The 13,127-nt window shown below is 59.1% G+C and carries 12 protein-coding genes and 1 pseudogene; 9 read left to right on the forward strand and 4 right to left on the reverse strand.

All coding sequences use genetic code 11. The features are described from left to right. Positions 1–40: 40 nt before the first annotated feature. Both J2046_RS31835 and J2046_RS31840 read right to left on the reverse strand, forming a co-directional pair. Positions 41–1,213 (reverse strand): Gfo/Idh/MocA family protein, encoded by a 1,173-nt coding sequence (locus J2046_RS31835; protein ID WP_210058656.1) that lies wholly within the window; start codon positions 1,211–1,213, stop codon positions 41–43. Between the two features lie 18 nt (positions 1,214–1,231). Continuing rightward, on the reverse strand, positions 1,232–2,155 hold the full coding sequence (locus J2046_RS31840; protein ID WP_210058658.1) for a TIM barrel protein: 924 nt from the start codon (positions 2,153–2,155) through the stop codon (positions 1,232–1,234). Between the two features lie 133 nt (positions 2,156–2,288). On the opposite strand from J2046_RS31840, the gene J2046_RS31845 reads away from it, so the two are divergent. Further along, positions 2,289–3,302 (forward strand): LacI family DNA-binding transcriptional regulator, encoded by a 1,014-nt coding sequence (locus tag J2046_RS31845; protein WP_210058661.1) that lies wholly within the window; start codon positions 2,289–2,291, stop codon positions 3,300–3,302. 155 nt (positions 3,303–3,457) lie between these two features. Here the strand turns inward: J2046_RS31845 and J2046_RS31850 are convergent, their stop codons facing one another. Next, positions 3,458–4,372, reverse strand: a complete 915-nt coding sequence (locus J2046_RS31850) for a LysR family transcriptional regulator (protein WP_210058663.1) — start codon at positions 4,370–4,372, stop codon at positions 3,458–3,460. 116 nt (positions 4,373–4,488) lie between these two features. Here J2046_RS31850 and J2046_RS31855 point away from each other — a divergent pair, with 116 nt between their 5' ends. Next, on the forward strand, positions 4,489–5,025 hold the full coding sequence (locus J2046_RS31855) for a hypothetical protein (RefSeq protein WP_210058664.1): 537 nt from the start codon (positions 4,489–4,491) through the stop codon (positions 5,023–5,025). A 12-nt stretch (positions 5,026–5,037) separates the two neighbouring features. Then, a pseudogene (locus tag J2046_RS31860) lies at positions 5,038–6,024 on the forward strand (NAD(P)H-quinone oxidoreductase). A gap of 464 nt (positions 6,025–6,488) precedes the next feature. Here J2046_RS31860 and J2046_RS31865 read toward each other — a convergent pair. Then, on the reverse strand, positions 6,489–7,412 hold the full coding sequence (locus tag J2046_RS31865; protein ID WP_210058673.1) for an AraC family transcriptional regulator: 924 nt from the start codon (positions 7,410–7,412) through the stop codon (positions 6,489–6,491). A gap of 162 nt (positions 7,413–7,574) precedes the next feature. Between J2046_RS31865 and J2046_RS31870 the strand changes: the two genes are divergently transcribed. The 6 genes from J2046_RS31870 (at position 7,575) to J2046_RS31895 (ending at position 13,038) form a co-directional block, all read left to right on the forward strand. Beyond that, positions 7,575–8,888 carry an MFS transporter gene (locus tag J2046_RS31870; protein WP_233470425.1) on the forward strand — a complete coding sequence of 438 codons (1,314 nt, stop codon included), beginning with the start codon at positions 7,575–7,577 and terminating at the stop codon, positions 8,886–8,888. Positions 8,889–8,950: 62 nt separating this feature from the next. Next, positions 8,951–9,796 (forward strand): SDR family oxidoreductase, encoded by an 846-nt coding sequence (locus tag J2046_RS31875; RefSeq protein WP_210058665.1) that lies wholly within the window; start codon positions 8,951–8,953, stop codon positions 9,794–9,796. Between the two features lie 96 nt (positions 9,797–9,892). Then, positions 9,893–10,942, forward strand: a complete 1,050-nt coding sequence (locus tag J2046_RS31880; protein WP_210058666.1) for an aldo/keto reductase — start codon at positions 9,893–9,895, stop codon at positions 10,940–10,942. A 139-nt stretch (positions 10,943–11,081) separates the two neighbouring features. Then, complete coding sequence (locus J2046_RS31885) at positions 11,082–12,065, forward strand: oxidoreductase (protein WP_210058667.1); 984 nt, start codon at positions 11,082–11,084, stop codon at positions 12,063–12,065. Positions 12,066–12,067: 2 nt separating this feature from the next. Next, a complete protein-coding gene (locus J2046_RS31890; protein WP_210058668.1) occupies positions 12,068–12,706 on the forward strand; it encodes a DedA family protein in 639 nt (212 codons plus the stop codon). After that, complete coding sequence (locus J2046_RS31895) at positions 12,703–13,038, forward strand: class I SAM-dependent methyltransferase (RefSeq protein ID WP_210058669.1); 336 nt, start codon at positions 12,703–12,705, stop codon at positions 13,036–13,038. Before J2046_RS31890 ends, J2046_RS31895 begins: the two co-directional genes overlap by 4 nt. Positions 13,039–13,127 lie beyond the last annotated feature (89 nt).

A 13,127-nucleotide genomic window follows, 5' to 3' on the forward strand; every position in this document is an offset into this window, starting at 1 on the left:
CCCTTTGAGGGAGGGTACGACCATCGCACCCTCTACCCAATTACCGATAGTCGACCCAGACCCCACCGAGGTCGGCCGAACGAACGCAATTCTCCACCCAGCGAACGCCTTCGACGCCTGCCTCGATACCCGGATAACGAAGGCCTGAAAGGCGCTCCCCATCGTTTTCGTTGCGCGCTTCCATGGCGATGGCAAAGCGGTCGTAAAGGTTTGCCCAGGCCTCGAAGAGACCCTCCGGATGGCCCGCACCGATACGATCGTCGGCAAGCGCCTTTGCATGCAGGTAACCCATACCGCGCTCCAAAATTCGCACCGGCTCGCCCTGAACCTCGAAGCGAAGCTGGTTCGGTTGCTCGTCCCACCACTCGATTGAAGCTTTCGATCCGACGACGCGCACCTTTTGACCATGCATGGAACCCGCATTGATGGCGCTCGACCAGACGGTGCCAAAGGCGCCGTTGTCGTATTCCATGAGGGTCATCGCGTTATCTTCGAGCGGCGCACGCGTCTTAACGAAGCTCTGGCGGGCGCAAAGAAGCCGCTGGATATGGAGCTCCGGTAGAATGACCTCGGAGATATAAAGCGGATGTGTACCGATATCGCCGAGGACATAACTTGGGCCGGCAAATTTGGGATCGACGCGCCAGCGGGTCGCCGGATTTTGAAGCTCGACCGCCTCGTTGTGAAAGCCATGCGCAAATTGCAGGTTTACCAGGCGTATTTCACCCAATTCGCCAGCTGCAACTAGCTCGCGGGCGTGTTCGATCACTTGATGGCCGCTGTATCCGTAGGTCACACCGACAATACGGCCACGCTCTGCGGCAACACGCTGAAGATCCTCGGCCTCGGCCACCGAGAAGCACAGCGGCTTTTCGCACACCACATGCAGCCCGCTTTCCAGCGCAGCCTTGGTGATCTCGTAATGGGTATTGTTAGGCGTTGCTATCGATACTGCCTCGATCCCATCTGGACGCTTTGCCTCTTCTGCGAAAAGCGCACGCCAATCTGCATAGCACCGCGAAGGCTCCAGCCCCAGCTCAACACCGAAGACGCGGCCGCGCTCGGCATCAAGGTCGAAGGCGCCGGCGACAAGATCGAAGTAGCGGTCACGAAGCGCGGCACTGCGGTGAATATAGCCGATCTGGCTTCCCCGGCCACCGCCCACCATAGCCCAGCGCAGCGGTCGTTTCGTCTGACGAGTTCCGTAAATCATGAGGTTACTCCCGGATTATCAGAAGCCAGCCGACTTGAGATAGTCGCGGCTCAGTTTCACATCGGCGAGGCTGCCGCCGGCGTTGCGCGGATCACGTTCCTGCTCCACGGTGATGAAGCCCTCATAGCCCTGCTCATCCAGAAGGCTGCGAATCGCCGGGTAGTCGATGCACCCATTGCCAATCGGGCACATGACGCCTTGGCCGCAGGCGTCGAAGAACCGGATCCGTTCACCCATGACGCGTTCGAAGACAGCCTTGTCGATGTCCTTGAAGTGGATGTAGTCGAGGCGATCTGCGTATTTGCGCAGCGTTTCGACAGGGTCCATACCGGCATACCAGGTATGGCCCGTGTCGAGGCAAAAGCCGGCGACTTCCTGAGGAATATCGACGGCGAGGCGGGCAATCTCGTCTTCGAACTCGATATAGCCGCCGGCATGGGGGTGTATGGTGGCGCGAACACCATATTTCTCGCGGGCGAGATCGGATATCGCCCTGATATTACCCATCATCCCGGCCCAGGCCGCGTCGTCGAGTCTGGGCGCTCTGTCGGAATGGCCAGCTGCGTAGTCGCGTTCGTCGTGCCCCCAATCCATGACGGTCAGATAAGGCGCTGAAAATCGCTGGCCCAAAGATGTCGGGGGCTTCGGCAGTCGGGTAATCAGAGCGCAAATCTCGTCCGTCTGGCGCAGCAGGCTATCGCGGTTTTCCTGAGCGACAAGATTATTGAAGATCGTTCCGGCCACGATGTAGAGCCCTCGGCTCGTCAGAGCCTGAGACACCAAATCGATGTCCAGCGGTACATAGCCGTAGGGGCCAAGCTCCATTCCACCATATCCGGCCGCTTTGATTTCGTCGAAAACGAGCTCCCACGGGGGGAGGTTTGGATTGCGCACGTCGTCAACGCCCCAGCAGCAAGGTGCCGTGGTAACGGTAATACTCATAATGTTCTGGTCCTTCCCTGGCGCCGCTCACTTGGTGGGCGACCCTCCTTGGCGCAGAGATTTAACTGGAGATATCTGATTTACAAAGTTGGATTTTGATGGAATTCAATCAGAATGCTCGGCGGAGAGGCAAATGATTGCACGAAAGATAAGCATTACGGACGTTGCAAAGGCAGCCGGGGTATCGACCGCGACGGTGGATCGAGTTCTCAACAACCGGGGCGGCGTGCGTACCGACAAAGAAGACCGCGTGCTGGCTGCGGCACGTGCTCTCGGTATTGACCGGGCTTTAGACCGCACGCCCTCTCGCGCGCTACGCGTCGCGGTCCTTATCCAACCACCTGTCAACCCGTTTCACGCGGCGTTGCGCGAAGGTATCGATCTTGCATCGCGAATGTACACAACGCTGAACGTGCAATTCTTCGTCAATCACATCGACCCGCGAAAGCCTGCGGCAATCGCCGCCGCCGTCCGCGATTGTCGCTCCTATGACGGCCTCGTCATCACCAGCCCTGACGATATTCGAGTTAGGGAAGCCGTAGCAATCCTATCGCGCAAGGTCCCGGTGGTTACTCTGGCGACCGACCTCGCCGATTGCGGGCGTGCCGCCTATGTCGGGCCGGACGACAGGCAGGCTGGTCGGGTGGCCGGTGACCTGATGGGACTTTTCCTCGGACGGGAAGGCGGTCGCGTCGTCGTGGTTGCAGGCTCACGCGATATCACCGGCCATCGCGAACGGGAAGCCGGCTTTCGAGCCATCATGACCGAACGCTACCCGGAATGCAGTCTTGCTGCGGTTCTGGAGACTGGAGAAAATCAGGAGGAGGCAGGACGTGTCGTAGAGATTGCTTTTCGGGATGACCCGGGATTGCGAGGCATCTATCATCTGTCGGCAGGCGCAATGCCGATTGTAAGCACTCTCCAGCGCCTTGCGAGGATCGACGACACTGTGGTCATCACCCATGAACTCACGCCTAACCGACGGATGTTGCTAAAGTCCCGAAAGATCAACGCGGTTATTGACCAACGACCACTTCTGGAAGCCCGATTGGCGGTTGAGACCATCGCAAAACTCCTAGGGCGGCTACCGGGAGAAGCAGTCTCCATTGCAACGGATATTCAGATCTTTCTAGCCGAAAATGCGTAGCGGATGGACTGAAGGCTGGAGCGACCTTCGTGATGGGCGCGGCGTCAGACCCACCGCCCGTGAGCGCTCTTGATGAGAATCGAACCTTTACTGGGCAAGTCGTGGAAGCACTGACTTCCTCAGGATTTGATCTGCGGGCCGTTGCATTCCCCACTTCAACTCCACCTCGGTGGTGCGCCGATATGGGCCTTGAGTGCTTCCGTAAACGCCCTGACCTTGGCGGACGGCACCTGCAGGGCACGCAGGAGATAGATGCCTGACGATCGCTCGTTCCATCGCTCGCCGCGGAGCTTCAGCCGGATGAGATCACCTGCCTGCGTGAAGGGCCCCGAAACCCAGCTCGGCAGAAACGCCACACCCATGCCTGCGATCGCGGCGCTGTTTAACGCTTCAAAATCATCGGACCGGAAAGCCACCTGCTTGCAGGCCTCGCCGGCTGGGCTGCCGAGAATGTCAGACCATCCGAGCAGATCATTGCCATGGAGCTTGTCGAGAAGGCGATGATGGCGGAGCGCAGTCTCGTCTTCCGGCTCGCCGAATTGGTCGACATAGCCAGGGCTTGCAACGAGGATGCGGTCAAGCGGAGCAAGTTTCGTGGCAATCAGAGAGCTGTCCGCAAGCTCCCCCATCCTCACCACGAGGTCGAGCCGTTCGGCCACGGGATCAGCCAGCCGCTCGGTAAGATCCAGCTCGACATGCAGGCCCAGGTGTTCCTGCGCTAGCGATGCGAGAACAGGAATGACATAGCGTTTCCCGAAGGTTGGGAAACAAGCGATGCGGAGCGTGCCGCTGACCGCACTATCGAAGGCGGAAACTTCGGCATGGGTATCGGCCAGGTCATCGAGCAGGCGCTGGGCGCGCTCAAACAGGTGACGGCCAGCGTCCGTCAATGACAACGCCCGTGTCGAGCGAACAAGGAGGGATACGCCCAGGTCCTGTTCGAGCGCATCGATCTGTCGAACCACAGCCGAAGGCGTGACAGCCCTCCGCCGAGAGGCAGCTGAGAAGCTCCCTGTGCGGACAACGTCGACGTAAACAGCGAGATGTTCAGCGAACCGTGGGTCTCTCATCTTTGCCTACAGCGCAAAACCGTTTCGACCATTCAGTTCGTTATCATCTGCGGGCATCAGGAGCACTTTCCTTCTCGTCAACGGGCGGTCGCCCAACAAACAGAAGGAACACTCCAATGGTCAAGGTCCTAGATAAAATTCTCTCCCAGTCCGCCTATTCCGCAGAGATCGACGTTCCGCTCGAAAAGATCGACATTGCCGACTGGCTGTTCACCCTGCCGGAAGCCGAATACCTGCGCTGCTGCCCGCCTGATCACATTGCAGCCGGCGTCACATGGACCGACGACGGTCGTCGCATGTCGATCAATGTTGAGCAGATCGGCTCGGGCCTCGTCGTGCAGCATTATGTGGCCGAGGTCGCCGAGCCTGCCTACTGCCGCATGAACTCGATCTCCGATGTGTTCACAGCCAATGGCCGGACTCAGGTCAATGTCGTTTGGGAACTGATTGCCGAGAAGATCGACGATGGCAGGACCCGCTATACCAACAAGGTTACCGCCCACCCGACGGATGTGTTCATGGCTTTCCTCAGCGAGCACAGCATCAAGTTCGAAGATGCTGCAGCAGCCCGTCAGGCCGCAGGCGGCGACCACAACAGTCGTGAAACCCCTCTCTTTGCTGCAAGCATCGCCCGCCGGGCCCTTTCCAAGTAAGGAGATATCCAAATGAAGGCGATCATCTTCGATGACTTCGGAGGCGCGGATGTTCTGCGCCTCGCCGATGCACCCATGCCCGAATTGCGCCCAGACGATCTTCTGATCAAGGTCATGGCGGCTGGCGTCAACCGCGCCGACCTTCTTCAACGCGAAGGCGTCTATGGCTCGCAAAGCTACGGGGACAGCCCTATTCTCGGGCTGGAGGTCGCTGGCGAAGTCGTGGCCATTGGAGACACCGTTAGCGGTTTTGCTGTCGGAGACCGTGTCATGGGCATTGTTGGTGGGGGCGCATATGCCCAGTATGCGCGCGTCGATAGTGGAATGGCAGTTGTCATTCCGGCCGGCTTGTCCTTCATGGAGGCTGCCGCAGTCATGGAAAGCTTCGTCACAGGCTGGGAGGCTCTTGCCCATCTCGGACACGTCGCAAAAGGTGACACCGTCCTCGTTCATGCTGCAGCAGGCGGCATCGGATCGGCTGCCGTCCAGCTTGCAAAGACTGCCGGAGCCACTGTCCTGGCCACTGCTTCGGCAAGCAATATCGACAACGTGCTGTCACTTGGCGCCGATGCTGTTTTTGATTACAAGCGGGTGGATTTCGAGGCGGAAGTTGTTGATGCGACGGCGTCTCGCGGGGTCGATCTCATCATCGACTTTGTCGGCGGGTCCTACCTCGCCCGCAACATTCGTAGTCTTGCTCCCGGTGGTCGGCTTGTCCAAGTGGGCCTGTTGGGGCGCGATGACAACGCCATCATTCCACTCGGCGTCGTGCTTCACAACCACCTGCGGCTGATCGGAACGGTCATGAAGTCACGGTCCAGGGCGGAAAAGAGAGCAATGGTCCAGCGCTTCACGAACTAGGTTCTGCCGATGATGGGACAAGCGCTTAAGCCGGTCATCGGAGCGGTATATCCGCTCGCGGCTACATCGGAGGCCCATCGCCGAATGGAGGCTGGCGGGTTGTTTGGGAAGATCGTTCTGACAGATTTTCCTGAATGACGCAGGCACACGGCGCGTCCGACCAATCGCCTTGAAAGGAATCGAACTCGTACGCCCGTCGTTGGAAGTTGCCACCAGCGAAAGTCGTCGTCAGCCCAATAACTTGGCGTGTCTGGGATGGCTGGTTTGGGGCCGGAAGCAAACTGTCCGTTGACGGGGTGCCGAACGGCGAAACCGGATATCCACGCATGTGGTGATGTGGTCCGCGTCCGGCCCAAGCACGTCCTCCCACGTAGCGGGTTCGTGCATGAAGGCGCAAAGCCGTCGTCGACTATGGGCCTCCGTGGGCATCGAGCAAAATGCCCAACGACATCATCACCTTGAACGGATCTGAACCTCATCGCCTTGTCAATACACAGACAACGAGCATGAGGGCATTGCGCCGCCTGTTTCGGCGGCCAATTGCTCAATCCGCCATCGCGACACCGAACTTCGCCAATTGGCACACTCCGGTGCGTGTGACCTCACGCTGAACGCACCGTCCGGCTGGCATACCGATTGTGTAGGCGCTGCTGGGTTAAGGCGTCCTGCTTAGGAGCAATGCCAAAGGTTCTCGAATATTCTCGGCTGAATTGCGATGCGCTTTCATAGCCAACCTTGTAGGCAGCTTCCGCAACATTGGCGGCCTCCGTCACCATGAGGCGGCGTGCCTCAAGCAAGCGCAATTGCTTCTGGAACTGAAGCGGCGTCATTGAGGTCAAAGCCTTGAAGTGCTGGTGAAACGACGACGGGCTCATCCGCGCAATATCTGCCAGGTGTTCAACACGCAGTGTCTCTGCGAAGTTCGTGTGGAGCACCGATACGGCTCTGACGACGCGTTCGATGTTCGATTCTGGCAGGGCCAGCTTGCAAATCTCACCGCCATGCGGCCCGCTCAACAGCCAATAGCAGATTTCGCGCACGATCGAAGGCGCCAGGACGGGAATCGCCTTCGGCGTCGCCAACAATTTCACCAGGCGAAGAATGCAGTCGGCCAATGGTTGATCGACTTTGGCAACAAAAGCACAAGGGCCCGATTCTTCTGATTGAATGGGAAGTGCGTCCAATTGCTCGAGAACGTCCCGCATAGTCGCAACGTCAAAATCGATCAAGACGCCCACATAGGGGACTTCCTCACTAGCCTCTACGATCCGACCGGTTGCCGGCAGCCCTACGCTGACAACCAGGCACTCCATCGTTCCATAGCTCAGTCGCTCGTCTCCGAAATGGAGTTCCTTTGCGCCCTCCAGCACAACGCAGAGCGACGGCCGATAGATGTTTCGCATCGGCATCATCGACTGAAATGAGCGGACAATATTGAATCCATCGATGGCTGTCGGAAACAGGCCTTGGCCACCGCCCTGTGCTTCGATGTAATCCGTTACGGCTGCAAGTAGCGGTGCATTCATGCGCGGCTCCACATGGTCCAGGGGCCATGGCAACACTTGGCTCCTTGCCGGCATATTCGCCCCTTCTGCAGGAATAGGCAAATTTCTTGAGAGTTCGGGCATTCTGCTCATTGGACACTCCATCTAGCTTAAGGGTGCAACCAAGCGAGGAGTAACCTCAAAATGGCAGAAATTGTCGCCGGGTCAAGTGATCCGTCAAAAGTACGGCCACCGCCTGTCGTATCCAGCAGTGAGTATGTCAGGAACTGGCGGTTCGTCGCCATATGCGCCGTGCTTCTGCTGATCAATGCATTTTCGCAGATCGACCGCATACTTCCTTTTATCCTTGCGGAAAAAATCAAAGCGGACCTTTCACTGAGCGACACGCAGATGGGACTGCTGACTGGCCTTGCCTTTGCAGTCTGTTACGCGCTTCTTTCGCTACCGCTTGCTCGCGCGGCCGATCGCGGATCGCCGCGGCTGGTGCTGGTCTCCTGCATCCTGATCTGGAGCGTGATGACAGCGCTGGGCGGCGTTGCTGCAAGTTTCATGTTCCTTGCGCTGACCCGGTTTGGGGTTGCTTTCGGAGAGGCAGGGGCAGTCCCGGCTGGCCATGCCTTGATTGCGCGCAAGATCGAACCGGAGCGACGTGGACTTGCTATCGGTCTTTTCGCGATGGGAATCCCGCTCGGAACCATGGCTGGTTTTGCCGCAGGCGGTGCTATTGCTGATATTTTGGGCTGGCGTGTCGTGCTGATGGGTGCCGGCGCCATCGGTATCCTGATCGGCTTGTTGACGCTACTTGTCGCAGGTCCGACGCCGCGCCTGCAGATTGCCGCCACGCGCAACGAACCCTTCCTGAAAACAAGCCTCAACCTCCTGTCGTCGCCCGCCTTTCGCTGGCTGTTCATAGGCACGATTTTTCTCGGCTTTGCCGGTGCGCCCTTCTATGCATTCTCGGTCCCGTTTCTGATCCGCACCTATGATTTCACCGCAACCGAGGTCGGCGTTTTCTTCGGCCTGTTGCAGGGGTTGATGGGGATTGTCGGCACGCTGGGTGGCGGTCGATGGTTCGACCATACCGTCCACTCCGGCTCCGGCAGGGTGCTCGGCCCACCCGCCATTCTCTTACTGATGGCCAGCATCACGACGACCGCCGCCTTGTTTGCCCCAGTGGGCTGGATGTCCATCGCCTTGTTTGTCCCTTCAATGTTGTCGTTCTCGTTCATGCTGCCTTGGGGTTTCGGTGCGGCACACCTCGTCGCCGGGCCGGGCCGGCAGGCCCAGGCGTCCAGTCTCGTGATGATTGGTAGCGGACTTGTCGGACCGGCACTCGGGCCATTGTTCGTCGGCATGGTCAGCGACGCCGCGAGCACAGCCGACATTCCAAACGGTCTCGCGCTTGGCCTGTTGATCGTGCCATTGGCGAGCGTTTTGTCCGGCATCGCCCTTCTCGTCGCGAACCACCGTGTCGGCGCGTTCCTTCGTCTGCGATGAGCACGAAGTGGCTCACGAATATTTCCAGAACATCCTGAGTGTACTCAAAAGGAGAGACGTCAATGTCCGATACTGACAATTCCCGCCGCACGTTCCTGGCTCTTGCAGCTGCGGTTCCATCAGCGCTCGCCATGACCGGCATTGCTTCGGCGCAAACCGAAGAAGCAACCACGCCAACCACCACACAGCGGGTCGCCGTCGTTACAGGTTCTTCCCGCGGTATTGGCGCCGCGACCGCCCTGCGACTGGCGCGCGACGGCTACGATGTGACGGTGAACTATCTTACCAACCGCGATCTGGCGGCCCAGGTGGTCCGCGATATCGAGGCAGCCGGTGGGCGCGCGATCTTTCGACAGGCAAACGTGGCTGATCCGGTTGCGGTGAAAGCCCTCTTCGACGCCAACGACGAAGCATTTGGCGGCGTAGATGTCGTGATCAACAATGCCGGCATCATGAATGTCGGTCCTTTTGCCCAGATGACCGACGAAGCTTTCGACCGGATGATGGCCACCAATGTGAAGGGCAGCTTCAACGTCTTGCGCGAGGCAGCGAGACGCGTTCGCGATGGTGGCCGTATCATCAGCCTCAGCTCTAGCATCATCAAAACGCCTCCGCCCGCCACGGCCGCCTATGCCGCGACCAAGGCCGCCCAGGTGCTCTATTCAAGCGTACTGGCCAAGGAACTCGCAGGCCGAAACATCTCGGTCAACTCCGTGGCACCCGGCGCCGTCGACACACAGCTCTTGCGTCAGCACGGCGAGGAGGCGCTACGCGGCATTCCCGAACAGACGCCACTCGGGCGACTGGGACAGCCGGACGACATTGCTAGCGTCATCGCCCTTCTGTGCTCGAAAGATGGCGCCTGGATCGATGCTCAGAATGTCTTCGCAAACGGCGGTCTCGGTTGAGATGGCGGACGGTCGGGACTTCCTCTCGCCGCCGCTCTCGGCACCGAAACATCTGCCCGAAAATCATAGCTCGCCATCACCTCGAAGGCCCGCATCATGAAATACAACACACTTGGCAATACAGGTCTCTTCGTCTCTGAGCTTTGCCTGGGAACGATGACCTTCGGCGGCAAGGGGATCTGGTCCAACATGGGCAATGTCCAGCAGGACGACGCTCAGGTTCTGATCGCCCGTGCCCTCGAACACGGGATCAACTTCATCGACACCGCCGACATTTATTCCGGCGGCGTCTCCGAGGAGATCGTCGGTCAGTCGCTGAAAAACCTTGGCGTCCGGAGGGAGGATGTGGTTATCGCCACCAAGGTCTGCGGGCCGATGGGTCCAGGCCCAAACGAGGCTGGCAACTCCCGCGCCCATATCATGAACAGCGTGAAGGCGAGTTTGAAGCGGCTGCAAGTCGACTACATCGACCTCTATCAGCTTCACAACGTCGATACCGTGACGCCGATCGAGGAAAGTCTTGCTGCCTTGGATGCTCTGGTCCGGCAGGGTCTGGTTCGCTATGTCGGCGTGTCGAACTGGTCGGCTTGGCAGATGGCGAGAGCAATTGGCCAAAGCGAACGGTACAATCTCGTGAAGATCGCGACAACGCAAAACTACTACACGCTCGCCAGCCGCGATATCGAACGGGAGATCGTGCCGCTGATCAATGCCGAGAAGCTTGGCCTTCTCGTCTGGAGTCCTCTCGCCGGTGGCCTTCTTAGCGGCAAATTCGGCCGCGACAAGCAGGTCGAGAAAGGCAGCCGCCGCACGACCTTCGACTTTCCGCCAGTCGCCATGGATCACGCTTACAACGTCATCGAGGCGATGGAGCGTATCTGCCTGCAGAAAGGCGTGAGCGTCGCTCGAATTGCCCTCGCCTGGCTCCTGCACCAGTCGCATGTCACGAGCGTGATCGTCGGCGCCAAAACCGTCAACCAGCTGGACGACAGCATCGGATCGACCGAGGTCTCGTTAAGTCCCGATGAAGTGGCCGAGTTGGACGCGGTCAGCAAGCTTCGCCCCGAATATCCGGCCTGGATGCAGCGAACCCGCGACGTCCCAGCAAGGCCACCGCTCGGAAGAACCATCGAGGCAGCACAATAAGCTCGGATCCTGAAGCCCCCGTCGGGGTCCTTGAAGGTCGCGTCCCGCCCACAGCGACCTTTGTCCGCCAGAGATGCCACGTTCCCCCCGATGCCTCTCCGGCGGACAATCTTGCCAACAAACGAGAAAGGAACTGATCATGTCGAAATCCTGGACGCTTGATGACATGCCGTCGCAGAAGGGCCGCACAATCCTTGTCACCGGAACCGGTGGCCTGGGTTTCGAGGACGCCATTGCGTTGGCCAGAGCCGGCGGCGAGGTGATCCTTGCAGGTCGCAATCTGACGAAAGGCGCTGAAGCCATCAAACGCATCAGAGAAAGCCTGCCCCGCGCTTCGGTCACGTTCGAGCAGGTGGATCTTGGCAACCTCGATTCGATCGAGGCGCTGGCCGAGCGGCTGAAAGGCAGTCACGATCACCTTGATGTGCTCATAAACAATGCAGGCGTCATGACGCCGCCGGTGCGCAAGACCACAGCTGACGGGTTCGAGCTGCAGTTCGGCACAAACTATCTCGGTCACTTCGCCTTGACGGCTCATCTGTTGCCGCTTCTGCTCCGGGGACAAGACCCGAGAGTGGTGACGCTCTCCAGCATCGCTGCAAGGGGCAAGAACGTCGCGATCAACTTCGATGACCTGCAGGCGGAGCGGAGCTACGAGCCCATGCCCGTCTACAGCCAATCGAAGCTCGCCTGCTTGATGTTTGCACTCGAACTTCAGCGACGCAGCGAGAAGGCGGGTTGGGGTATCACCTCCATCGCAGCCCATCCCGGCGTTTCCCGGACGGATCTGCTGCACAACGCACCGGGTCGCCGCAGTGCGCAAGGTCTTCTGCGGTCGCTGCTGTGGTTTTTGTTTCAGCCCGCGTCCCAAGGCGCACTGCCGACCCTGTTTGCCGCCACATCTCCAGATGCCCGCGGCGGCAGATATTATGGCCCAGATCGGCTGAGCGAAACCCGCGGTCACCCTACCGAGGCGCAAATCCCGCCACAGGCGATGGAGCCCCATGTTGCCAAGAGACTTTGGGATATCTCGGAAAAGCTGGCAGGCATTGCGTACGAGGCCCAACCTAAAACGGTGGCAAATCCGGTTCTTGGCGCGCAGCCCCTCAGACAAGAGGGCTGAGGATGGACCCGCTCGCAGATCTCGTCGATTGGATAGCGCTGTACGGCGTCTTTGGCCTTCTTTCGATCGGCCTCGCGGAACGTTTTATCCCCGCACTCCCGTCTCATGGCGTTCTCGTTGCCATTGGAATTGCCGTCAATGACGATGCCTGGTCCGTCCAAGCGGCCGTTGTCGGCACCACCATTGGGAGCTTTACGGGGGCTCTAGCGCTCTATCTTCTTGCGCGCGCAATCGGAGAAGGGAAGTCCGTCACGCTTCTCTACTTCATTGGCAAGTGGATTGGGGTTTCACGGCAACGCATCGACCAAACACTATCGTACCTGCGTGCCCGCGAACAAGCGATCGCCATTACATCGCAACTCATCCCTACGATACGGTTGATCTCCCCCTTGGCCGCAGCGCTCTTGGGAACGAGCTTGTTGCGGTTCACGTCTGGCTTGGCGGTCGGCATCGTGTTGTGGAACGGGCTGTTCATCGCCGCAGGCTACCTGGCCGTGATGGCGCTTCCAGGCATCAACTCTTCGGCGCTTGCCCTCAAGATCCTTGCGTTTCTCGTTGCCGTGGAATTGCTCGTCGCCTTGACATGCCGGCTGCAGCTTCGGTCCCCCAAGCGGCTTCGTCGAAAGGGAGATGTGCGATGACCAGTAGAACGGCCGATGCGGTCCTGTTCTTTCGCACCTGGCTTTCTGCGCCTTTGCAGGTGGCCTCAGTTACGCCCTCGGGACGCGCTCTCTCTTCGCTTATAACCATTGAGATCTCTGCAGATACAGGAACCGTGATTGAACTTGGACCAGGAACGGGTGTCTTCACCGAAGCTCTGCTTGAGCGGGGTGTTGCAGAATCCAATCTCGTACTCGTTGAGTACAACACAGATTTCGCCGGCCAGCTCAGCCATCGCTTTCCCAAAGCCGGAACCATTCAGATGGACGCCGCGAAGCTACGCAAATTATTGCTTCAGGCCCCTGGGTGTTGATTTGCGTTGAGAGCTGACCCGGGATTTGCACCGAGAAGTGACCCGCCTTTTAGATATCGTTCGTGTCCGTCGTGGTGGTCAAGCTCCTC

This window comes from Neorhizobium petrolearium (genome assembly GCF_017873175.1).
In the GTDB taxonomy this organism is placed as follows: Bacteria; Pseudomonadota; Alphaproteobacteria; order Rhizobiales; family Rhizobiaceae; genus Neorhizobium; species Neorhizobium petrolearium.

What these genes read in the sequence shown, in the direction of transcription:
- J2046_RS31835 (WP_210058656.1), bottom strand. Translation starts at nt 1,213, where the DNA reads ATGATTTACGGAACTCGTCAGACGAAACGACCGCTGCGCTGGGCTATG.
- J2046_RS31840 (WP_210058658.1), bottom strand. Translation starts at nt 2,155, where the DNA reads ATGAGTATTACCGTTACCACGGCACCTTGCTGCTGGGGCGTTGACGAC.
- J2046_RS31845 (WP_210058661.1), top strand. Translation starts at nt 2,289, where the DNA reads ATGATTGCACGAAAGATAAGCATTACGGACGTTGCAAAGGCAGCCGGG.
- J2046_RS31850 (WP_210058663.1), bottom strand. Translation starts at nt 4,372, where the DNA reads ATGAGAGACCCACGGTTCGCTGAACATCTCGCTGTTTACGTCGACGTT.
- J2046_RS31855 (WP_210058664.1), top strand. Translation starts at nt 4,489, where the DNA reads ATGGTCAAGGTCCTAGATAAAATTCTCTCCCAGTCCGCCTATTCCGCA.
- J2046_RS31865 (WP_210058673.1), bottom strand. Translation starts at nt 7,412, where the DNA reads ATGAATGCACCGCTACTTGCAGCCGTAACGGATTACATCGAAGCACAG.
- J2046_RS31870 (WP_233470425.1), top strand. Translation starts at nt 7,575, where the DNA reads ATGGCAGAAATTGTCGCCGGGTCAAGTGATCCGTCAAAAGTACGGCCA.
- J2046_RS31875 (WP_210058665.1), top strand. Translation starts at nt 8,951, where the DNA reads ATGTCCGATACTGACAATTCCCGCCGCACGTTCCTGGCTCTTGCAGCT.
- J2046_RS31880 (WP_210058666.1), top strand. Translation starts at nt 9,893, where the DNA reads ATGAAATACAACACACTTGGCAATACAGGTCTCTTCGTCTCTGAGCTT.
- J2046_RS31885 (WP_210058667.1), top strand. Translation starts at nt 11,082, where the DNA reads ATGTCGAAATCCTGGACGCTTGATGACATGCCGTCGCAGAAGGGCCGC.
- J2046_RS31890 (WP_210058668.1), top strand. Translation starts at nt 12,068, where the DNA reads ATGGACCCGCTCGCAGATCTCGTCGATTGGATAGCGCTGTACGGCGTC.
- J2046_RS31895 (WP_210058669.1), top strand. Translation starts at nt 12,703, where the DNA reads ATGACCAGTAGAACGGCCGATGCGGTCCTGTTCTTTCGCACCTGGCTT.